Origin of the sequence: Mycobacterium sp. 134 (assembly GCF_048282715.1) — a bacterium.
Lineage (GTDB): Bacteria > Actinomycetota > Actinomycetes > Mycobacteriales > Mycobacteriaceae > Mycobacterium > Mycobacterium septicum.
Window position 1 is genome coordinate 5035951 of record NZ_JBLVUN010000008.1, and the last position, 20408, is coordinate 5056358.

The 20408-nt window shown below is 66.3% G+C and carries 20 protein-coding genes and 1 riboswitch; of the genes, 13 read left to right on the top strand and 7 right to left on the bottom strand.

Annotated elements, in window-relative coordinates:
* Window position 1 precedes the first annotated feature (1 nt).
* Window positions 2–1489: a gamma-aminobutyraldehyde dehydrogenase gene (locus ACNQVK_RS28810; protein WP_418032249.1), complete on the bottom strand. Its 1488-nt coding sequence runs from the start codon at window positions 1487–1489 to the stop codon at window positions 2–4.
* 123 nt (window positions 1490–1612) lie between these two features.
* Between ACNQVK_RS28810 and ACNQVK_RS28815 the strand changes: the two genes are divergently transcribed.
* The 10 genes from ACNQVK_RS28815 to ACNQVK_RS28860 all read left to right on the top strand — a co-directional run bounded on the left by ACNQVK_RS28815 (window position 1613) and on the right by ACNQVK_RS28860 (window position 11517).
* Window positions 1613–2125 carry an Lrp/AsnC family transcriptional regulator gene (locus ACNQVK_RS28815; RefSeq protein WP_036440614.1) on the top strand — a complete coding sequence of 171 codons (513 nt, stop codon included), beginning with the start codon at window positions 1613–1615 and terminating at the stop codon, window positions 2123–2125.
* Complete coding sequence (locus ACNQVK_RS28820; protein WP_418032250.1) at window positions 2122–3492, top strand: aspartate aminotransferase family protein; 1371 nt, start codon at window positions 2122–2124, stop codon at window positions 3490–3492. Before ACNQVK_RS28815 ends, ACNQVK_RS28820 begins: the two co-directional genes overlap by 4 nt.
* A gap of 89 nt (window positions 3493–3581) precedes the next feature.
* Window positions 3582–4580: an SMP-30/gluconolactonase/LRE family protein gene (locus ACNQVK_RS28825; protein WP_418032251.1), complete on the top strand. Its 999-nt coding sequence runs from the start codon at window positions 3582–3584 to the stop codon at window positions 4578–4580.
* A 42-nt stretch (window positions 4581–4622) separates the two neighbouring features.
* The gene (locus ACNQVK_RS28830; protein ID WP_025997290.1) at window positions 4623–5708 is read left to right on the top strand and encodes an IS630 family transposase; all 1086 of its coding nucleotides are present in this window, start codon (window positions 4623–4625) and stop codon (window positions 5706–5708) included.
* 383 nt (window positions 5709–6091) lie between these two features.
* Window positions 6092–7252, top strand: coding sequence for a D-alanyl-D-alanine carboxypeptidase family protein (locus tag ACNQVK_RS28835; RefSeq protein ID WP_418034400.1), 1161 nt, complete (start codon window positions 6092–6094; stop codon window positions 7250–7252).
* A gap of 154 nt (window positions 7253–7406) precedes the next feature.
* A complete protein-coding gene (locus ACNQVK_RS28840) occupies window positions 7407–8081 on the top strand; it encodes a hypothetical protein (protein WP_418032252.1) in 675 nt (224 codons plus the stop codon).
* Window positions 8082–8130: 49 nt separating this feature from the next.
* Complete coding sequence (locus tag ACNQVK_RS28845) at window positions 8131–8760, top strand: TetR/AcrR family transcriptional regulator (protein WP_418032253.1); 630 nt, start codon at window positions 8131–8133, stop codon at window positions 8758–8760.
* The gene (locus tag ACNQVK_RS28850; protein WP_418032254.1) at window positions 8757–10028 is read left to right on the top strand and encodes a glycosyltransferase; all 1272 of its coding nucleotides are present in this window, start codon (window positions 8757–8759) and stop codon (window positions 10026–10028) included. The genes ACNQVK_RS28845 and ACNQVK_RS28850 overlap by 4 nt, the downstream gene beginning before the upstream one ends.
* 7 nt (window positions 10029–10035) lie before the next feature.
* Window positions 10036–10266, top strand: coding sequence for a F0F1 ATP synthase subunit C (locus ACNQVK_RS28855; protein WP_122975218.1), 231 nt, complete (start codon window positions 10036–10038; stop codon window positions 10264–10266).
* On the top strand, window positions 10267–11517 hold the full coding sequence (locus ACNQVK_RS28860; protein WP_418032255.1) for a glycosyltransferase: 1251 nt from the start codon (window positions 10267–10269) through the stop codon (window positions 11515–11517). It begins immediately after the preceding gene.
* Between the two features lie 101 nt (window positions 11518–11618).
* On the opposite strand, the gene ACNQVK_RS28865 is transcribed toward ACNQVK_RS28860, so the two are convergent.
* Window positions 11619–12479, bottom strand: coding sequence for a nitronate monooxygenase (locus ACNQVK_RS28865; RefSeq protein WP_418032257.1), 861 nt, complete (start codon window positions 12477–12479; stop codon window positions 11619–11621).
* Between the two features lie 22 nt (window positions 12480–12501).
* A riboswitch (guanidine-III (ykkC-III) riboswitch) is annotated at window positions 12502–12566 on the top strand.
* Between the two features lie 12 nt (window positions 12567–12578).
* Between ACNQVK_RS28865 and ACNQVK_RS28870 the strand changes: the two genes are divergently transcribed.
* Window positions 12579–12896, top strand: a complete 318-nt coding sequence (locus tag ACNQVK_RS28870; RefSeq protein ID WP_273732790.1) for a DMT family transporter — start codon at window positions 12579–12581, stop codon at window positions 12894–12896.
* Here the strand turns inward: ACNQVK_RS28870 and yhjD are convergent.
* From yhjD to ACNQVK_RS28885, 3 genes are read right to left on the bottom strand one after another with little or no spacing between them, the layout of a single operon-like run.
* Window positions 12893–13909, bottom strand: a complete 1017-nt coding sequence (gene yhjD / locus ACNQVK_RS28875; protein ID WP_418032258.1) for an inner membrane protein YhjD — start codon at window positions 13907–13909, stop codon at window positions 12893–12895. The two genes, ACNQVK_RS28870 and yhjD, sit on opposite strands and share 4 nt — an antisense overlap.
* Before the next feature lie 20 nt (window positions 13910–13929).
* Entirely contained in the window at window positions 13930–14946 is a 1017-nt protein-coding gene (trpS, locus tag ACNQVK_RS28880; RefSeq protein ID WP_211157915.1) for a tryptophan--tRNA ligase, read from the bottom strand.
* Between the two features lie 24 nt (window positions 14947–14970).
* Complete coding sequence (locus tag ACNQVK_RS28885) at window positions 14971–15393, bottom strand: MarR family winged helix-turn-helix transcriptional regulator (protein ID WP_418032260.1); 423 nt, start codon at window positions 15391–15393, stop codon at window positions 14971–14973.
* 51 nt (window positions 15394–15444) lie between these two features.
* Here ACNQVK_RS28885 and ACNQVK_RS28890 point away from each other — a divergent pair, with 51 nt between their 5' ends.
* Entirely contained in the window at window positions 15445–16062 is a 618-nt protein-coding gene (locus tag ACNQVK_RS28890; RefSeq protein ID WP_418032261.1) for a TIGR03086 family metal-binding protein, read from the top strand.
* Here ACNQVK_RS28890 and ACNQVK_RS28895 read toward each other — a convergent pair.
* Window positions 16053–16844 (bottom strand): exodeoxyribonuclease III, encoded by a 792-nt coding sequence (locus ACNQVK_RS28895; protein ID WP_418034402.1) that lies wholly within the window; start codon window positions 16842–16844, stop codon window positions 16053–16055. The two genes, ACNQVK_RS28890 and ACNQVK_RS28895, sit on opposite strands and share 10 nt — an antisense overlap.
* Window positions 16845–16933: 89 nt before the next feature.
* Between ACNQVK_RS28895 and ACNQVK_RS28900 the strand changes: the two genes are divergently transcribed.
* Window positions 16934–17767 carry an alpha/beta fold hydrolase gene (locus ACNQVK_RS28900; protein ID WP_418032262.1) on the top strand — a complete coding sequence of 278 codons (834 nt, stop codon included), beginning with the start codon at window positions 16934–16936 and terminating at the stop codon, window positions 17765–17767.
* A 127-nt stretch (window positions 17768–17894) separates the two neighbouring features.
* On the opposite strand, the gene ACNQVK_RS28905 is transcribed toward ACNQVK_RS28900, so the two are convergent.
* Window positions 17895–20132, bottom strand: a complete 2238-nt coding sequence (locus tag ACNQVK_RS28905; protein WP_211157911.1) for an NADP-dependent isocitrate dehydrogenase — start codon at window positions 20130–20132, stop codon at window positions 17895–17897.
* Between the last annotated feature and the right edge of the window lie 276 nt (window positions 20133–20408).

Sequence of the window (20408 nt, forward strand, 5' to 3'; positions counted from 1 at the left end):
CTCAGCGCTTGCTGAAAATCGTTCGGTGCCATTCCTTTTCGGCTACACCGGTGATGTCGCTCATCACGTGCTTGATGGTGAGGTACTCCTCGAACGAGTAGTCGCTCATGTCCTTGCCGAATCCCGACGCACCCACTCCGCCGTGCGGCATCTCGCTGATGATCGGGATGTGGTCGTTGACCCACACGCACCCGGCGTTGATCTCGCGCGAGGCGCGCTGTGCCCGGTACACGTCCCGCGTCCAGGCCGAGGCGGCCAGGCCATAGACCGTGTCGTTGGCCTGCCGGATCGCGTCGTCGTCGTCGGCGAAGGCCCGCACCGTCAGTACCGGGCCGAAGACCTCGTCGCGATACACCTCGGAGGTCTCGGCGACATCGGCGATCAAGGTGGGCCGGTAGAACGCGCCGGGCAGGTCGGGGATCACGCCGCCGGTGACCACGCGGCCGCCCTGCTCGGGCGCCCGGGCCACCATGGCGGCCACCTTGTCGCGGTGCGCGAACGAGATCAGCGGGCCCAGGTCGGTGTCGGGATCGTGCGGATCACCGACAACGATCTTGCTCATCACCTCGGCGACGCCGGCGACGAAGTCGTCGTACAGGTCGCGCGCGACGATCGCCCTGGTGGCGGCGGTGCAGTCCTGGCCGGTGTTGATCAGCGAACCGGCCACGGCGCCCTGGATCGCGGCGTCCAGGTCGGCGTCGTCGAAGACCACGAACGGGGCCTTGCCGCCCAGCTCGAGCTGGGTGCGGTGTCCGTGTACCGCGGCCGCGGCCATCACCTTGCGGCCCACCGCGGTGGAGCCGGTGAAGGTCACGACATCGACGTCGCGGTGTCCGGCCAGCGCGGTGCCGACATCGGCGCCACCACCGGTGACGACGTTGAACACACCGTCCGGCAGGCCGGCCTCGGTGGCCAGTCGCGCCAGGGTGAGGGTGGTCAGCGGGGTGATCTCGGCGGGCTTGATGACGACGGAACAGCCGGCGGCCAAGGCCGGAATGACCTTCCACACCGCCATCTGCAGCGGATAGTTCCACGGCGTGATGGTCGCGACGACGCCGACAGCCTCGCGCCGGATGCTCGAGGTGTGGTCACCGGAGTATTCGGCGGTGGCCTTGCCCTCCAGGTGCCGTGCCGCACCGGCGAAGAAGTCGATGTTGTCGACGCTGCCGGGAACATCGAATTCGGTGGCCAGGCGCACCGGCTTGCCGGTCTGGCTCACCTCCTCGGCGACCAGCTGGTCGGCGTGCTCATCAGCCAGCTTGGCCAGCTTGGCCAGTACTGCCGACCGCTCGGCCGGCGTCGCCCTCGACCAGGCGGGAAACGCCTTGCGGGCGGCATCGACGGCGTTGTCCACGTCCGCCGGAGTGGCCAGCGCATAGTCGGCGACGGGCCGGCCGGTGGCGGGGTCGATGATTTGATGGGTGGCCCCGGCTGTCGCCACAGGTGCACCGTTGATCCAGCTGCTCGTCACATTCACTGCCACGCTCATGGAGCCCCACGGTAACCGATGGGCGATCCGATCTCTACGCAATCCCGCGCTCAGCCCCGGTTCAAACGAGGGATTTCATCGATTCGGTTGCCCTAAACGACGGATTCCGTGCACAATCGGTGCATGACCAACCCTGATGGTCCCGACCTTCAGGCCGTGCCACTGCGCGTGAACAATTCTCGCACCGCCTTTCAACTCGACGAACTGTCGAAGGCGATCATCGAGAAGCTGCAGGCCGACGGCCGCCGTTCGTATGCCGGAATCGGCAAGGCCGTGGGCCTGTCCGAGGCCGCGGTGCGCCAGCGCGTCCAGCGCATGGTCGACGCCGGCGTCATGCAGATCGTCGCGGTGACCGATCCGCTGCAACTCGGGTTCGCCCGGCAGGCGATGATCGGCATCCGCTGCACCGGCGACACCCTCAAGTTGGCGGAGAAGCTGTCCGCCATCGAGGCCGTGGACTACGTCGTGCTGACGGCCGGGTCCTTCGACGCCATCTGCGAGGTGGTCTGCGAGGACGACGACAGCCTGCTCGAACTTCTCAACACCCAGATCCGCTCATTGCCGGGAGTGATAACCACCGAAACCCTCGTCTACCTGAAACTCGTCAAACAGCAATACAATTGGGGAACTCGATGAGCGTCACCGAAAAGTCCGATCTAGGAGCCAAAGCCAACCGCCACCTGTGGGGGCACTTCGCCCGGCACGGGGAGGGCATCACCCCGCCGATCATCACCCGTGGCGAGGGCGTCCACATCTTCGACGACAAGGGCAAGAGCTACATCGACGGCCTGTCCGGCCTCTTTGTCGTCCAGGTCGGCCACGGCCGCAAGGAACTTGCCGAGGCTGCGGCCAAGCAAGCCGAAAAGCTGTCCTTCTTCCCGCTGTGGTCCTACGCCACGCCACCGGCCATCGAACTGGCCGAGCGCGTCGCCAACTACGCACCGGGTGACCTGAACCGGGTCTTCTTCACCACCGGCGGCGGCGAGGCCGTCGAGAGCGCATGGAAACTGGCCAAGCAGTACTTCAAGCTGACCGGAAAACCCGGTAAGCACAAGGTGGTTTCGCGTGCCATCGCCTACCACGGCACGCCGCAAGGCGCGTTGGCGATCACCGGAATCCCGGCGTTCAAGGCTCCGTTCGAGCCGCTGACCCCCGGCGGCTTCCGGGCACCGAACACCAACTTCTACCGGGCGCCTGCCGAATACGCGCACGACGAAAAGGTTTTCGGCCGCTACTGCGCCGACCGCATCGCCGAGGCCATCGAGTTCGAGGGTCCCGATACCGTGGCCGCGGTGTTCCTCGAGCCAGTGCAGAACGCCGGTGGCTGCTTCCCGCCGCCGCCCGGGTACTTCGAACGAGTCCGCGAGATCTGCGACGAGTACGACGTACTGCTGGTGTCCGACGAGGTGATCTGCGCGTACGGCCGCATCGGTTCGATGTTCGCCTGCGAGGATTTCGGCTACGTGCCGGACATCATCACCAGCGCCAAGGGCCTGACATCGGGCTACTCACCACTGGGCGCGATGGTGGCCAGCGACCGGCTGTTCGAGCCGTTCAACGACGGCAAGACGGTGTTCGGGCATGGTTACACCTTTGGCGGACACCCGGTTTCGGCCGCGGTGGCGATGGCCAACCTCGACATCTTCGAGCGCGAGGGCATCAACGCCCACGTCAAGGAGGCCGCTCCGGCGTTCCGGGCCACCCTGGAGAAGCTGTACGACCTGCCGATCGTCGGCGATGTCCGCGGTGAGGGCTTCTTCTACGGAATCGAGCTCGTCAAGGACAAGGCCACCAAGGAGACGTTCAACGACGAGGAGTCCGAGCGGCTGCTGCGCGGTTTCTTGACGCCGGCATTGTGGGAGGCCGGCTTGTACTGCCGCGCCGACGACCGTGGCGACCCAGTGATCCAGCTGGCTCCGCCACTGATCAGCGGGCAGGCCGAGTTCGACGCGATCTACGAGGTCCTGCACGGCGTGCTGTCCGAAGCCGGAAAGCTGCTGTAGTCACACCCCTTTGCGCCGAAACGGTATTCCGGCACAAGAAGTTCGAGTAACTCTCTGCCGGAATACCGTTTCGGCGGCAGACTGGCAACGTGCCACGGAAGCCACCCATCGATCCGGTCCGCTGGACGCCACCTCCTATTGACGGACTGCCGAATTTCGGGCCGGCCGAGCTGACCATCGTGCCGATGCCCGGGGACGGACCGGAGGACGTCGTCGCCGACGCAGCCGGGCAGCTGTGGACCGGACTGGTGGACGGGCGAATCGTGCGCGTCTCCCCCGACGGCACGAGTGCCGTTGTCGCCGATACGGGCGGCCGCCCGCTCGGCATGCACGTCGCGCGCGATGGAAGGGTGTTGATCTGCGACAGCCTCCGCGGGCTGCTGGCACTGGACCCGACCAGCGGCACGATAACGACGCTGGTCGAATCAGTGGATGGCAGGAAGCTGAAGTTCTGCTCGAATGTCACCGAAACATCAGATGGCACAATCTATTTCACTGAGTCGACGAGCCACTTTCAGTTCGAGCATTTCTCCGGAGCGATCATGGAGGCCCGCGGGCGGGGCGGACTGTTCCGGCTGAGTGTCGATGGGTCCGTCACCCCGCTGCTGGAGGGCCTGTATTTCGCCAACGGCGTGACCGTGACCGCTGACGAATCAGCGCTGGTGTTCGCCGAAACCCAGGGCCGCCGGCTGTCGAAGTACTGGCTGGGCGGGCCGCGGGCCGGCACCGCCACGCCGCTGGCAGTCCACCTGCCGGGCTACCCGGACAACATCTCCACCGGTGCCGACGGCCGGATCTGGGTCGCGATGGTGTCGCCGCCGAACGCCGCGGCCGAATGGCTCGCGCCCCGGGCGCCCGTGATCCGAAAAGTCCTGTGGCATTTGCCCGACCGGCTCCAACCCCAGATCCGGCCGCAGGTATGGGTCCTGGCGTTCGACGCCGACTCCGGGGCCGTGGTCGCGGGCGTGCAGATGACGCATCCAGACTTCGGCACGGTCACCGGGGTCGTGGAATCCGCGGGCAAGCTCTGGATGTCGACGATCGCCTTCCCGGCACTGGCGTACACCGAACTCGACACCCTGCGCTAGTGTCCTGAGTCATTAATTACGATCTAGCTGTTAGACTGGGTCGTGCCGACTCCGCGTGCTGCCAAGATTGTGTTGACCGCTGATGAGCGGGCTGAGCTTGAGGGTTGGGCCAGGCGTCGGACTAGTGCTGCAGGCTTGGCGATGCGGTCGCGAATTGTGTTGGCAGCCGCCGATGGTGGGTCCAATACCGAACTGGCGCGGCGGCTGGATCTGTCGATCACCACGGTGCGTCGGTGGCGTAATCGGTTCGTCGTGGACCGCTGCGACGGATTGCTCGACGAGCCGCGCCCGGGCCGGCCGCGTGTCGTGGGTGATGAGCAGATCAAGGATCTGATCACTGCAACGTTGGAAACGACTCCACCGGATGCCACGCATTGGTCGACGCGGTCGATGGCCGATCACCTGGGCTTGAGTCAGTCGATGGTCTCGCGGGTCTGGCGCGCATTCGGATTAGCTCCACACAAACAGGATTCATGGAAACTGTCCAAGGATCCGCTGTTCGTGGAAAAGGTCCGCGACGTGGTCGGTCTGTACCTGGACCCGCCGGAGCGGGCGGTGGTGCTCTGCGTTGACGAAAAGACGCAGATCCAGGCTCTGAACCGCACCCAGCCCGTGTTCCCGATGCTGCCCGGTACCCCAGCGCGGGCCAGTCACGACTACATCCGCCACGGCACCTCGAGCCTGTATGCGGCCTTGAACCTGACCACAGGAACGGTGATCGGCTCACTGCACGCGCGCCACCGCTCCACTGAATTTCTCGCCTTCTTGAAGAAAATCGACGCCGAAGTCCCCGCCGATCTGGATTGTCACGTCGTGCTCGACAACGCCTCCACCCATAAGACCCCCGCCGTAAAACGTTGGCTGACAAGCCATCCCCGCTTTGTGCTGCACTTCACCCCGACCAGCTCATCATGGCTCAACCTGGTCGAACGGTGGTTCGCCGAGCTGACCACCAAGAAACTGCGCCGCGGCACCCACACCTCAGTGCGCCAACTCAACGCCGACATCCGAGCATGGATCGACACCTGGAACGACAATCCGCGCCCCTACGTCTGGACGAAGACCGCCGACCAAATCCTAGCCAGCATCGGGAACTACTGCACTCGAATTAATGACTCAAGACACTAGTCCGTCGTCCGGTGAACAACGGCGACCAGCAACCCTCGGGGCAGCGCCGGCAAACGCTGATCCGCACCCCTCGCCGGCCGACCCACACTTACGGCCTGATCGTTGACAATCGGGCTATCGTTTGAGCAGGGGGACGGCTCCTTCGGTGGTGTGATCTCGGACAATCGCGCTCAACGGCTTGGTTCGTCCCCCGCCCCATGCCCTGAACAAGGTCCTGGCGCCGGCGGTCCAAGATCACATTTGTCACAGAAACCACACGAGTCACAGCGTGGCTCCGCGGAATCGCATCGTCGCTCGCCTAATCTGCGCAGACGATGGCTATCCAGCGAAGGCTCCCGACTCGCGCGTTGACGCGCGGGCTCTCGACACTCGCGGCCCTGGCGATGCTCGCCGGGCCGACCGTGTTGTGCATGCCCGCCGCCGCCGCCGACCCTGCGCCCGAGTGCCCCTACAAAGTGACCACGCCCCCGGCGGTGGACGCGTCGGAAGCACCGCAGCCGGGCGAGGTGGCACCCGGCCCGCTGCCGGTACCCACCAAGACGATTGGCGGCGAAGCGCTTTCCGGTTGTGGCGTGATCACCGCGGCGAACACCCCACCGCTGCCCAATGATGTCTCCGCCGAGGCCTGGGTGGTCGCCGATCTGGACAGTGGCGACATCATCGCCGCCAAGGACCCGCACGGACGCCACCGCCCGGCCAGCATCATCAAGGTGCTCGTGGCCACCGCCGCCCTCAACGAACTCAACCTCAACAAGTTGGTCGCGGGCACCCAGGACGACGCCAACTCCGAGGGCACCCGCGTCGGCGTCGGCCCCGGTGGCCGATACACGATCAACGATCTGCTGCACGGCCTGCTGATGCACTCCGGCAACGACGCCGCGCACGCGCTCGCGGTTCAGCTGGGCGGGATGGACCCCGCACTGCAGAAGCTGAACATCTTGGCAGGCAAGCTCGGCGGCCGCGACACCCGCGCCGCCACCCCATCGGGCCTGGACGGCCCCGGCATGAGCACCTCGGCGTACGACATCGGACTGTTCTACCGATATGCCTGGCAGAACCCGGCATTCGCCGACATCGTGGCGACCCAGACCTACGACTTCCCCGGGCGCGACGGCAATCCGTCCTACCCGGTGGAGAACGACAACAAGCTGCTCTACAACTATCCAGGCGCGATGGGCGGCAAGACCGGGTACACCGATGACGCGGGCCAGACCTTCGTCGGTGCCGCCAACCGCGACGGCCGGCGCTTGGTGGCCATCCTGATGAAGGGCACGCGAGTACCAATCGCTCCATGGGAGCAGGCGGCGCACCTGCTCGACTACGGGTTCGCGACGCCGGCGGGCACCAAGGTCGGAACGCTCGTGGACCCCGATCCGTCATTGATCACGCCCAAGGCCGACGAGCCGACCTCGGCCCAGGCGGCGTCGGTGCTGCCGCCTGCCGATTCACTACCGGTGCGGGTCGGTGTGGCCGTCGTCGGTGCGGTGATCGTGTTCCTGTTGATCATGGGTGCGCGGTCCCTGAATCGCCGCCCCGCTCGCTGACACGCAACTTCCTTCGCCGACAGGCTCGCACCGTCTCATCTGAGTCATAGATGACCATCATTGAAAATGGTCGTTGGACGCGATGACCCGATGGTGTTCGACTGGATGGCGTGCCCTTTGGGCACTGCCCGTTTCAGCCGGAGGAGCCCCAGAAGTGTCGATCACATCATCAGACGCCGAAAATGCCACACCGACCGTCCGCGCCCCGTCCAAGTCTGTCCTGTCGGGCTGGAGGTTGACCTGGCTCCTCATCGTGGCGATCGCAGTCGCCTCAGCACTCGCGGCGTGGGGTGTGGGCGGTGTCAACGGGGCCAACCTCGGAATCCGCATCACCGCACGGACATCGGCGATCCTGTTCCTGCTCGCCTTCACCGCGTCATCGCTCTACCAGCTGTGGCCCAACGACATCACCAAATGGATCCGCCGCAACCGGCGCTATCTCGGCGTCGGGTTCGCCGGATCGCATGTCGTCCACGCCGCATTCATCGTCACGGTAATCGTTCTGAACGAACAGCGATTCGAGACCCACGTCGTCGATCCCACCCCGCACGGCGTCTTCGTCCTGGATTTCATCGCCTACGGATTCATCATCGCGATGACCATCACCTCGTTCGACCGCGTCGCCAAACGCATGCAGTACGCGGTATGGAAGCGCCTGCACCTCACCGGTAGCTACGTCATCTGGTTCACGTTCTTCATCGCCTATTGGCGCCGCGGCGTCACCTACACCGAGTTCTACGGACCGTTCCTGATGATCGTCCTGGCCGCCCTGATCATCCGGTTCATCGCAAAAGCAAAGCGAGGTACGGCGAAGACCGCGCACACGTAGCGCCGGCCCGGCCTTGCCAACTTCTGACCGATCGGTCTAATCTCAGACCATGCGGTCAGAGCGGACGAAGACGTTCACCGAACAGGCACGACGTCGGCAGATTGTCGAAGGCGCCCTGGAGGTGATCGCCGAACAGGGCTACCCACAGGCGTCGCTGGCGCGCATCGCCGAACACATCGGCATCGCGAAAAGCGCTGTGTTGTATCACTTCACCAACAAGTCAGAAGTGGTCGAGGCGGTCTTCACGGAGATCTTCACCCGTGGCGCGGCGGTGATCGTCCCGGCTGTCAACGCCGAAACCACCGCGGCGGCACGACTGTCCGCCTACATCCGGGCCAACATCGCGTTCGTCGCGGCCGACCGGTCAGCGGCCGTGGCGATGCTCGAACTCATCTCCGGATACCGGGACGCGGACGGATTGCGGGTCGACCAAGCCGCGGCCAAAGCCGTCCAGGAGAATCCCCCGACCGGCGACCTGGCCGCTCTCGACCCGCTGGGCATCTTCGCGGCCGGACTGCAAAGCGGCGAGTTCCGCGAATTGTCACCGCTGTTCATGAAGAACATCCTGCGCGGCGCGCTGGACAGCGCAGCCCAGGAGTACGCCCGTGACCCCGAGTACGACGTCGTCGCCCACGGCGAAGTGCTTGTCGAGGTCTTCGAGAAGGCCACCGCACCGTGACCACCATCGTCATCGCCGCCTTCGGCAGCCGCGGGGACGTCGCCCCGTACACGGGTCTGGCACGACGGCTTGCCCTAGAGGGGTACCGCGTCGCCGTCGCCGCCCAAGAGCCGTACCGGGAACTGGTGTCTGGCTGCGGAATTGAATTCCGCTCACTGCCCGGCGATACCGAACGCGCCACCAAGGCCTCACCGGCCGCGCAGGCGTTCGTCGACGGCGCCAGGATGCGGCCGTCCCGGGAACTGCTCGACGAGATGCGTGAGGATCTGCGCCAGCTGGGCCGTGGCCTGATCGAAGCCGCGAAAGACGCTGACCTGCTGCTGCTTCCGTCCGTCGCGGCTCTGCTCGGATACCACGTCGCCGAAGGACTCGGCATCCCCAGCGTCGGGGTGTTGCTCCAGCCGACCGCACCCACCGGCGATTTCCTGCCATCGGTGCTCAGTGCCCGATCGCTCGGCCGCTGGGGCAACCGGATCGTCGGCCGCTTGGGCGCGCTCGGCGAGAAAGCGCACCTGACGCTGATCAACGAGCTACGCACCGAGCTCGGGCTGCACCCGACCACGTTGGCCGGGTATCAGAGCACACGCGCAGCCACCTGGCCCATCCTGCACGGGTTCAGTGAGCACGTGGTGCCGCGGCCCGCGGACTGGCCGGCACATCTGCAGGTCAACGGCTATTGGTGGCCGTCGGAGCCCGACAACTGGTCGCCGCCCGCGCAACTGGTCGACTTTCTGCAAGCCGGTCCGCCACCGGTGTTCGTCGGTCTCGGCAGCACCGCAACGGCACGGGGACCTGAGCTGTCCGACACCATCGGCTCCGCGCTGCGTGCCACCGGCACGAGAGCGATCGTGCAGAGCGGCTGGGCCGGGCTGCACTGCACCGGCGACGACGTTCTGATGGTCGACGAGCTTCCGCACTCATGGCTGTTTCCCCGTGTCGCGGCAGTCGTGCACCACTGCGGCGCGGGCACCACCGCAGCGACGCTGCGGGCCGGTGTCCCGTCGATACCCGTCACCGGAATCATGGATCAACCGTTCTGGGCGAAGCGGCTGCGACTCCTGGGCGCCGCACCTGCGGCTCTTCCGCGCACCAACGTGACCGCCTCCGAACTCGCCACCGCCCTGCGCGAAGTGTGCGGCGATCCGTCGTATCAGGCACGTGCTCAAGAGGTCTCGGCACTCCTCGCCGTCGAGGACGGAGAGGGGTCGGCAACGCACCGCATCACCGAACTGCTCGATCGATCACAGGAGGTACACCATGGCCAGTGACGCATTGATGGGTAACGCCTTGCTGGCCGGGGCAATCGTGCTGGCCGGCGGAGCCATCGGCGCCGGTATCGGCGACGGGCTCGCGGGCTCGCAGTTCATCGCCGGTGTGGCCCGCCAGCCGGAAGCCCAAGCACGCTTGTACACACCGTTTTTCATCACGGTGAGCCTCGTGGAGGCGACGTTCTTCATCAACATCGCATTCATGGCGTTGTTCGTCTTCGCCACCCCGGGCGGATAGATGGCGACCATCGCGATCATCGCCATCGGCAGTCGCGGCGATGTGGCACCGCTGACCGGGGTCGGTGCGCGATTGCAGCGAGCCGGGCATCGCGTGATCGTGGTGGCATATCAGGCATTCGCCGAACTCGTCACCGGATGCGGGCTGGAGTTTCGCGGACTCGCCGACGAACTCGACAACCCGTCATCCGATCTGTCGGACGTGTCAGCACGCCAAGCCGCGAAGGCGATGGCGGCATTCCTCTCACCACGCGGCATGCGGGTGCTGGGCGATCGCGTGTTGGCCGCCGTCCGCGACGAACCGGTGGACGCGCTGCTGCTCTCACCGTTCGCGGAGCTGGCCGGCCATCCGCTTGCCGACGCGCTCGCCGTTCCCGGCATCGGCGTTCGGTTGCAGCCGTTCTCGGCGACCGCCGACCATCCACCGGCAGTGCTGGGAGCGTGGTCGGCCGGGCGGTTCGGGAACAGGGCGACAGCGCGGATCGGTGAGGCGATGATCGACGGGCTGTATGGCAAGGCCGTCAACCACTTTCGTGTGCAACTCGGTCTCCCGACGGCTCCGGCCCGGGTGCTGCGACGCCGGCGCACCGATGCGCGTTGGCCGATCCTGTACGGCTACTCGCCCACAGCCCTGCCCCGGCCTGCCGACTGGCGGCCGGGTATCGACGTCGTCGGCTACTGGTGGCCGGAGCGCGCGACCGGATGGCAACCGCCCACCGAGCTGGTGGAGTTCCTCGACGCCGGCCCGCCACCGGTCGTCATCGGCTTCGGCAGCACGGTCAACAGCCGCGCCGAGGCCCAGCAGCTGTCCACGCTTGTCGCACAGGCGGTTCGGGGCGCGGGTGCCCGTGCTGTGATCCAAGCCGGCTGGGCGGGGCTCGAGTTCAGCGGGGACGACGTGATCGCGGTCGGCGAGGTGCCCCACGACTGGCTGTTCGCGCGGGCGGCGGCCGTTGTGCACCACTGCGGCGCAGGCACTGCCGCGGCGGGACTACGTGCCGGGATACCGGCGATCGCGGCACCGGGCCCCTACGGTGACCAACCGTTCTGGGCACGAAGGCTGTTCGACCTCGGAGTCAGCCCGCGGCCGATCCCGCAACGTCGACTCAGCGCCGACAACCTCGGTGAAGCGATACGTGACGTGTTGTCAGATAACGGCTTCGGAGACCATGCGGCGAAGGTGGCGGCAGCTATCGCTGCCGAGGACGGTGCGGCCGGGGTTCTCGCAGCCGTACAGAAGGCGCTCAGCTGAGGGTCAGCGAATTCACGGGTTCGACTGACAAACAATTACCGCTCAAGTTAAATACATCCCGGGCCTGCCAATCCGCCGCCGCTCTCGGCGGTTTGGCAGGCTCACCCACGCCAACGCCCGAGTAGCTGCTCGGCCCCTTCGGACAGCGATCGGACGATCTCGGCCGCGCCCGCCTGCCGCCGCACCAGCCCCACACCCTGCCCCGCGTTGACCGGTGATCCGCGCAGCACCCGCTCGGGGATGGTCGCCGGCCACCGATATCCGGCGGCGACGTCGTATTCGGTGGTCAGTTCGGTCTCCTCACCCCCGGCTGCCAGCAGGGCGTCGCGCGCCACCGCGGCCGTCAGCGCCTCGGCGCATGCGGCGAAGGCCGTGCCGACCCAGGCCGCGCCCGCCCCGGCGGCCAGCACTGCGGCTACGGCCCGGGGCGAGGAGATTCCGCCGGCCGCGAGCACGGGAACGTCGACGGCGTCGAGCACTTCGGCCAGCAGCGGCAGCGTTCCCATCGTCGGCTCACCGTGACCGCCGCCCTCGGCTCCGCGTGCCACCAGCACATCCACGCCGGCATCCACCGCGCGCCGGGCCGCATCGACCGTGGCCACCTGGGTCGTCACCGTCAGGCCCGCATCGTGTGCCCGGCGCACCCAATCCCAGTCCTGCCCGAAACTCACGCTGAGCAACGCAGGCCTGGCGGCCAGCGCGACGTCGAACAGATCCGGCCGATCCTGGGCGACCCAGTGCACCAGCCCAATCCCGAATCGCTGCGCATCGAGTTGCGCCAGTTCGACGGTCAACTGCTCGGCCGTCGCCGAACTGCCCATCCCGACCATGCCCAGGCCGCCGGCGGCCGAGACCGCAGACGCCAGCCTGCCTCCGGCCGCGCCGCCCATCGGCGCGTTGACGATGGGGACATCGATGCCGATCGACCGCGACCAGGTGGTTGCCAAGCTCACAGCCTGCAATGTTACGTCGTTGTTACAATGGGGGTCGCCAACACATGGCACCGGACGAGGCGCACCCGTACCCGGCCAGCGAAAAGACGGGGTGTTCGGAGGTGTGCCATGGCCTGGTTGATTCTCGTCATCTCAGGTGTCCTCGAAGCCGTATGGGCGACCGCCCTGAGCAAGACCGACGGCTTCACCCGCCTGGTTCCGTCAGTCGTGTTCTTTGTGGCTCTTGCGTTCTCGATGGTCGGATTGGCCATCGCGATGCGCAGCCTGCCCCCTGGCACCAGCTATGCGATATGGGTGGGCATCGGCGCGGTGCTCACCGTGGGCTACGCGATGATCACCGGCGCCGAATCCGCTTCGGTGATCAAGGTGGTGCTCATGCTCGGCGTCGTCGGCTGCATCGTCGGCCTCAAGGCCGTCAGCCACTAACGCCGCAGTAACCGCGAAAGCCCGAGAGCACCAATGGCTCCCATGGCGGCCGCGGCCAAAGCGCCGGACACCCCGATCCCCTCGTGGACCTGCACCCTGGTGACGATCTGCGCGGGGTTCGGTGGTGGCACCGGCGCCTCGGCCAGGCTCTCCGTGGACGTCGCCGCCCAGGCAGTCGCGAACAGGATCAGCCGCGCGGTGACGTAGGCGAACACCATCAAACCCAGCACCGGGCCGAAGGTCGCCCCGGCGGGCCCGCCCAGCACGGACTGCAGGTAGATCGACGCCACCTGCTTGAAGATCTCGAAGCCCACGGCGGCCAGGAGACCGGCCCGGATCGACCGGCGGAAGGGCACCGGTTCGCGCGGCAACCGGGAGATGATCCAGCTGAACAACAGCCACGAGATCGAGACCGAAACGGCGATCGATATGACGCGCAGCCCGCTGCCGAGCACCGCGCCGTCGTGAAGGCCGATCCAGCGCAACACCTTCCGCATCAACGACGGGTCGCCGAGTACGGTCAGCCCGATGGTGACCACCATCGCCAGAAACGCCGACACCAGGGCGAGCAGGTCCGAGAGCTTGTTGCCGACAAAGTTGGACTCGGCGTGCTGCTCCCACATCTGGCTCAATGCCTCGCGCAGGTTCGCCATCCAGCCCAGACCGGCCCACGCCGCGGTCGCGAGACCGATCACGCCGACCGTGCCGCGCGAGGCAATGGCCGAGTCCATCAGGGTCACCAGTTGCTGGCCGAGATCGCCCGACACCGCTTGACGAATCCGCTGCTCGATTTCTTCGAGCAGATCAGGCCGCCGCGACAGCAGGAAACCGCCGGCGGCGAAGCCGACCATCAACAGCGGGAACAGCGCGAAGATCGTGAAATAGGTGATGCCAGCGGCGTAGAAGTTGCCGTTGCAGTCGTTGTAGCGCTCCTGCGCCCGCATCACATGGTCGAACCAGGGAAAGCGCGCACGCACACGGTCGAGCAGTCCCGGCTTCTCGGGCTCGTCCACCGCCAACCCCTCCCTGGCGCTTATGGCGTTTGCTGGAGAAACCCTATCCTGTCGTAAACCCGAGCGAGTGTCTTCCCGGCGACCTCCCGGGCGTGTTCCGCTCCTGCGGCCAGAACCGACTGGAGTTCGGCCGGGTCATCCAGCAACTCGTCGACGCGGGTCTTGATCGGCGTGACGAACTCCACCACGGCCTCCGCGGTCTCCTTCTTGAGATCGCCATAGCCACGGCCCGCATAACCTTCGACCAACTTGTCGACATCGGTGCCGGTCACCGCGGACTGGATGGTCAGCAGGTTCGAGATGCCCGGCTTGTTCTCCTGATCGAACCGGATCTCCCGCTCGCTGTCGGTCACCGCCGAGCGGATCTTCTTGGCCGTGGCCTTCGGATCGTCGAGCAGGCTGATCAGCCCGGCGTCACTGGCCGCCGATTTGCTCATCTTCGCCGACGGGTCCTGCAGGTCGTAGATCTTGGCGGTGGCCTTGGGGATCATCGCCTCGGGCACCACGAAGGTGTCCGGGAACCGGGCGTTGAAGCGCTGCGCCAGGTCCCGGGCCAACTCCAGATGCTGGCGCTGGTCCTCCCCGACCGGGACCAGATCGGTGTCGTAGAGCAACACGTCGGCAGCCATCAGCACCGGATAGGTGAACAGGCCCACAGTGGTGGCGTCCGCGCCCTGCTTCTGCGACTTGTCCTTGAACTGCGTCATCCGCGACGCCTGACCGAAACCGGTGAAACATCCGAGCACCCACGCCAATTGGCTGTGCTCGGGGACATGGCTCTGAACGAACACGGTGCTGCGCGTCGGGTCGATGCCCAGTGCCAGGTACTGCGCGGCGGTCACCAGAGTGCGCCGGCGCAGGGTCTCGGGGTCCTGCGGCACGGTGATGGCGTGCTGGTCGACGACGCAGAAGAACGCCTCGTAACCGTCCTGCAGCTGCGCCCAGTGCGTGACGGCACCCAGGGCATTGCCGAGGTGCAGGGAGTCAGAGGTGGGCTGGGCGCCCGAGAATACGACCTGTTTGCTTCCGCTACTCATGATGATCTGATTTTCGCACTGGCGTCATCCGGATTCTTCGCGGGTCAGCTGCTGCAGCACCCGTAGGAACACTTTCCGATCATCGGCAGTCAGTTCACCCAGCCAACGCTCCTCCCCGCTCTGGATGTCCCGCTGGACCGCATCCTTGACCGTGCGACCCGCCTCGGTGATGGCCAGCAGCCGCACCCGGCGGTCGTCGGGGTCGGCCTCGCGCTCGATGAAGCCCTGCTGTTGCAGGTCATCGAGGGTGCGGATGATGCGGGTCTTGTCGGCGCCGATCGCGTCGGCCAGTGCCGCCTGCGTCCGCACCGAGGAGCGGTCCAACGTGAGCAGGACGACGTAGCCCCACATCGACAGGCCATGGGCGTCGAGCACCGGCTGCTCGGCGGCGATCATCTTCCGCAACAACGGGGCGAGCATGGCCGCCAAGTCGGGGCGCTTCGACATTCGATCAGCGTAGGCGTTGCCATATGATGTGCTCGAGCTTATCGTAAGCGCATGCCTACTATTGAAATCGATCTACGCCCCTTGCACCGTGTCGCCGTCCTGCGCTCCGTCGACGTCGTCGACACTGTCGGCACATCCGACCTGGACCGCCCCACCCCCTGCGCGGGATGGACCCTGGGCGATCTGCTGGCCCACATGACCGTGCAGCATCGCGGGTTCGCCGCCGCCGCCCGCGGACACGGCTCCGACGAAGCGCACTGGAACGTCGAGACGATGGCCGATGCCGTACGTGCCGACCCGGCCGGCACGTACGCCGCGGCCGCCCACGACGTGCTCGACGCCTTCGCCGCCGACGGGATCACCGAGGCGACGTTCGCCCTACCCGAGTTCGGACCGGATGCGACGTTCCCCGGCGCGCTGGCGATCGGATTCCACCTCGTCGACTACGCGGTGCACGGCTGGGATGTCGCGGCCAGCCTCGGTGCGGCCCACGAATTGCCGGACGACGTCGTCGCCGCCGTCCTCCCGCTGGTCATGGCGATCCCCGACGGCGACTTCCGCGAGAGTCCGGCCTCACCGTTCGACCGGGCCGTCAATGCCTCGGCGACAACGGATTTCGACAAGGTCCTGCTACATCTGGGCCGGCGCCCGGACTGGCGTCAGCCGTAGCTGACCGTCACCGGTGAGTGATCCGACCACCGCAGTGCGTACAGCTCGGCCCGGTCCACCCGTGCCGACGTGGCCCTGCCCGCCAGCGTCGGGCTGGCCAGGTGATAGTCGATGCGCCAGCCGGCGTCGTTGTCGAAGGCCTTGCCGCGCCACGACCACCAGCTGTAGGGCCCGGCCACATCGGGATGCAGTACCCGCACCACGTCCACCCAGCCCGTTCCCAGCAGCTCGGTGAGCCACGCCCGTTCACTGGGCAGGAAGCCGGCCTTCTTGAGGTTGCCTTTCCAGTTCTTGATGTCGTTCTCGGTGTGCGCGATGTTCCAGTCACCGCACAGCACTGCGTCGCGGCCATGCAGCTCCGCCATCCGGGCCGCGATGGTGGCCATGAACCGTTCCTTCTCCAGCTGCCGGTCCGTCTCGGCCTCGCCGGTCGGGACGTACACGCTGGCCACCGTCGCCCCGGCGGTATCCACCTCGAGGTAGCGCCCGTGGGCCTCGAACTCGTCGGAGGCCAGCAGCCGCGACGCCTCGATGGGATGCCGGGACAACACCGCAACCCCGTTGCGGCCCTTGACATGCGGTTCGGCCGAGGCGACGTTCCAGCCGTCGGCCAGGGCCGGCGCCAAGGCATCGCTGAGCTGCTCGTCGTCCGCGCGGGTCTCCTGCAGACACACGACGTCGGCCTCGGTTTCCTTGAGCCAGGGCAGCAGGCCGAGATTGTCGGTGGACCGCTGCTTGACCGCGGCGCGAATGCCGTTGACGTTGATGGTGCTGACGGTCAGAGGTGCCGGAGATGCCACGGCCCAGACCCTACCGACACCCACCGACACCCTCTTGCGGTACCGGCGGTATCACCTTAATGTCGGGCGGCATGGCTGAACGCGCTCCCATCCACCTCGGCACCCCCGACGGCGACCCGATCCTGCTGCTGCATCCGTTCCTGTTGTCGCAGAGCGTGTGGAAGTACGTCGCACCGCAGCTCGCGCAGACCGGCCGCTATGACGTGTTCGCACCGACCATGGCCGGCCACCACGGTGGCGCGCACGCACCGATGCTCCTCGACGTCGCGACGCTGGCCGACGACGTCGAACGCCGGCTCGACGAACTCGGCTGGACCACCGCACACATCGTCGGGAACTCGCTGGGCGGCTGGGTGGCCTTCGAGCTGGAACGCCGTGGCCGGGCCCGCACGCTGACCGGCATCGCGCCCGCGGGAGGCTGGTCGATGTTCACCCCCGCCAAGTACGAGATCATCGCCAAGTTCATCGCGGCCCTGCCGGTCGTGCTGACCACCGCGGCACTACGCCAGCAGCTGCTGAAATTCCCACTTACCAAGCAGATTTCATATGTTGCCGTGAGCGCGACCCCCGACGTACTCAACGACAGCGACCGCCGCGACCTGATCGATGACCTCGCGCACTGCCCGGCGTATTTCAAGCTCATGGTCAAGGCACTCACCACCGCCGGACTGATGGAGATCGGCGATTCGCGCACCCCGACCCAGCTGGTGATCTGCGAGAAGGACCGCGTGCTGCCGGCGCCGCGATTCACCCGGCACTTCACCAGCAGCCTGGCGCCGGACGCGGTGGTGACCACCCTCAAGGGAGTGGGACATGTCCCGATGTTCGAGGCGCCCGACACCATCACCGGGGTGATCACCGACTTCGTCGACCGGCACATCGGTCAAACGCGCGCGACGGGCTGATCGGCCATGCGCGCGGGACATCCAGTCTGCGCACAGATCGAGAACTCGGGTGTCTTGACGATCTGAGCGCAGGCTCGGGGATCTGAGCGCAGGCTCGGCGCGACGATGGCCGCGCCGAGCCCCGATCTCAGCTCTCGGAGGCCGCCAGCGTGTCGTTGAGTGTCTTGCTCGGACGCATCACCGCGGCGGTCTTCTCGGGGTCCGGGTAGTAGTAGCCGCCGATGTCGGCCGGCTTGCCCTGTGCCGCATTGAGTTCGGCGACGATCGCCTGCTCCTGCTCGCCGAGCGCCTTGGCCAGCGGCGCGAAGTGCGCGGCCAGCTCCTTGTCCTCGGTCTGCTCGGCCAGCGCCTGCGCCCAGTACAGCGCGAGGTAGAACTGGCTGCCGCGGTTGTCGAGCTCACCGGTCTTGCGCGACGGGGACTTGTTCTCGTCCAGCAACTCACCGGTCGCGGTGTCGAGCGCGGTGGCCAGCACCTTGGCCTTGTCGTTGTTCAGCTTATTGCCCAGGTCCTCGAGGCTGGCACCCAGCGCGAGGAACTCGCCCAGCGAATCCCAGCGCAGGTGGTTCTCCTCGACGAGCTGATGGACGTGCTTGGGCGCCGAACCACCGGCACCGGTCTCGTACAGACCGCCGCCGGCCATCAGCGGCACGATCGAGAGCATCTTGGCGCTGGTGCCCAGCTCCAGGATCGGGAACAGGTCGGTCAGGTAGTCACGCAGGATGTTGCCGGTCGCGGCGATGGTGTCCTGCCCGCGAATCACGCGCTCAAGCGTGTACCGCATGGCCCACACCTGCGGCAGGATCGTGATGTCCAGGCCCTCGGTGTCCTCTTCCTTCAGGTACGCCTTGACCTTCTTGCGCAGCTCGTTCTCGTGCGGGCGCTCGTCGTCGAGCCAGAACACACACGTCATGCCGGACAACCGGGCCCGGTTCACGGCCAGCTTGACCCAGTCCCGGATCGGGGCGTCCTTGACGATGGGCATCCGCCAGATGTCGCCCTCTTCGACTTCCTGGCTCAGCAGCACCTCACCGGAGTCGATGTCGACGATCTTGGCGACACCGGCCTCGGGGATCTCGAAGGTCTTGTCGTGGCTGCCGTACTCCTCGGCCTTCTGCGCCATCAGACCGACGTTGGGAACCGTGCCCATGGTGGTCGGATCGAACTGGCCGTGGGTCTTACAGAAGTTGATCATCTCCTGGTACATCCGGGAGAACGTCGACTCGGGGTTGACGGCCTTGGTGTCCTTGGTGCGTCCGTCGGCGCCGTACATCTTGCCGCCGAGGCGGATCATCGCCGGCATCGACGCATCGACGATGACATCGCTGGGCGAGTGGAAGTTCGAGATGCCCTTGGCCGAGTCCACCATGGCCAGCTCGGGCCGGTGCTCGTGGCAGCGGTGCAGGTCCTCGATGATCTCCTCACGCTGCGAGGCGGGCAGCGCCTCGATCTTGCTGTAGAGATCCGACAGACCGTTGTTGACGTTGACGCCGAGCTCGTCGAAGAGCTGCTGGTGCTTGGCGAACGCGTCCTTGTAGAAGACCTTGACGGCGTGGCCGAACACGATCGGGTGGCTGACCTTCATCATGGTCGCCTTGACGTGCAGCGAGAACATGACGCCGGTCTTGTAGGCGTCCTCGATCTGCTCCTCGTAGAACTCGATCAACGCCTTCTTGCTCATGTACATGGAGTCGATGACGTCGCCCTCGTCGAGCTTGACCTCGGGCTTCAACACGATGGTCTCGCCGGAGGTGGTCTCCAGCTCCATGCGTACGTTGCGCGCCTTGTCCAGGGTCATCGACTTCTCACCGTGGTAGAAGTCGCCGTCCTTCATGGTGGCCACGTGGGTCCGCGAGGCCTGCGACCACTTGCCCATGCTGTGCGGGTGCTTGCGCGCGTACTCCTTGACCGCCTTGGGTGCACGACGGTCCGAGTTGCCTTCGCGCAGAACGGGGTTCACCGCACTGCCGAGGATCTTCGAGTAGCGATCGCGGATCGCCTTCTCTTCGTCGGTCTTCGGATCGCCCGGGTAGTCCGGGATGGCGTAGCCCTTCTCCTGCAGCTCCTTGATCGCAGCGGCGAGCTGCGGGACCGAAGCGCTGATGTTGGGCAGCTTGATGATGTTGGTTTCGGGCAGCTGGGTGAGACGGCCCAGCTCACCGAGGTTGTCCGGGACCTTCTGGTCCTCGGTCAGATAATCACCGAATTCGGCCAGGATGCGGGCCGCCACCGAGATGTCACTGGTCTGGATATCGATACCCGCCGGCTCGGCAAAGGCGCGGACGATCGGCAAGAAGGAGTACGTCGCAAGCAGCGGCGCCTCGTCGGTCAGCGTGTAGATGATGGTCGGCTGCTGGGCAGTCATGGTTGCTCTCCCGGCGTCAGTCTGGGTTCGACGAGGATCACTCGTTGTCACCCGCGGTTATTCGCTGCTCTGTATCGCGGGCCAGACTACAAGGGCGCGAACGGCCGCGAAGGAGCAGCTTTCATTACTGACCAGTAACTTTGGGTTACGGCCAGCCGTCCTACGCCCCGGCACGCCCACCGGACTGAACGTGTTTCAGTCCGGCCGGTGCAGAACCGGCAAACACTCCCAAGAACCGACTGGCACCGCCTCAGCGCGTTGCGATAAGCTGCAGGC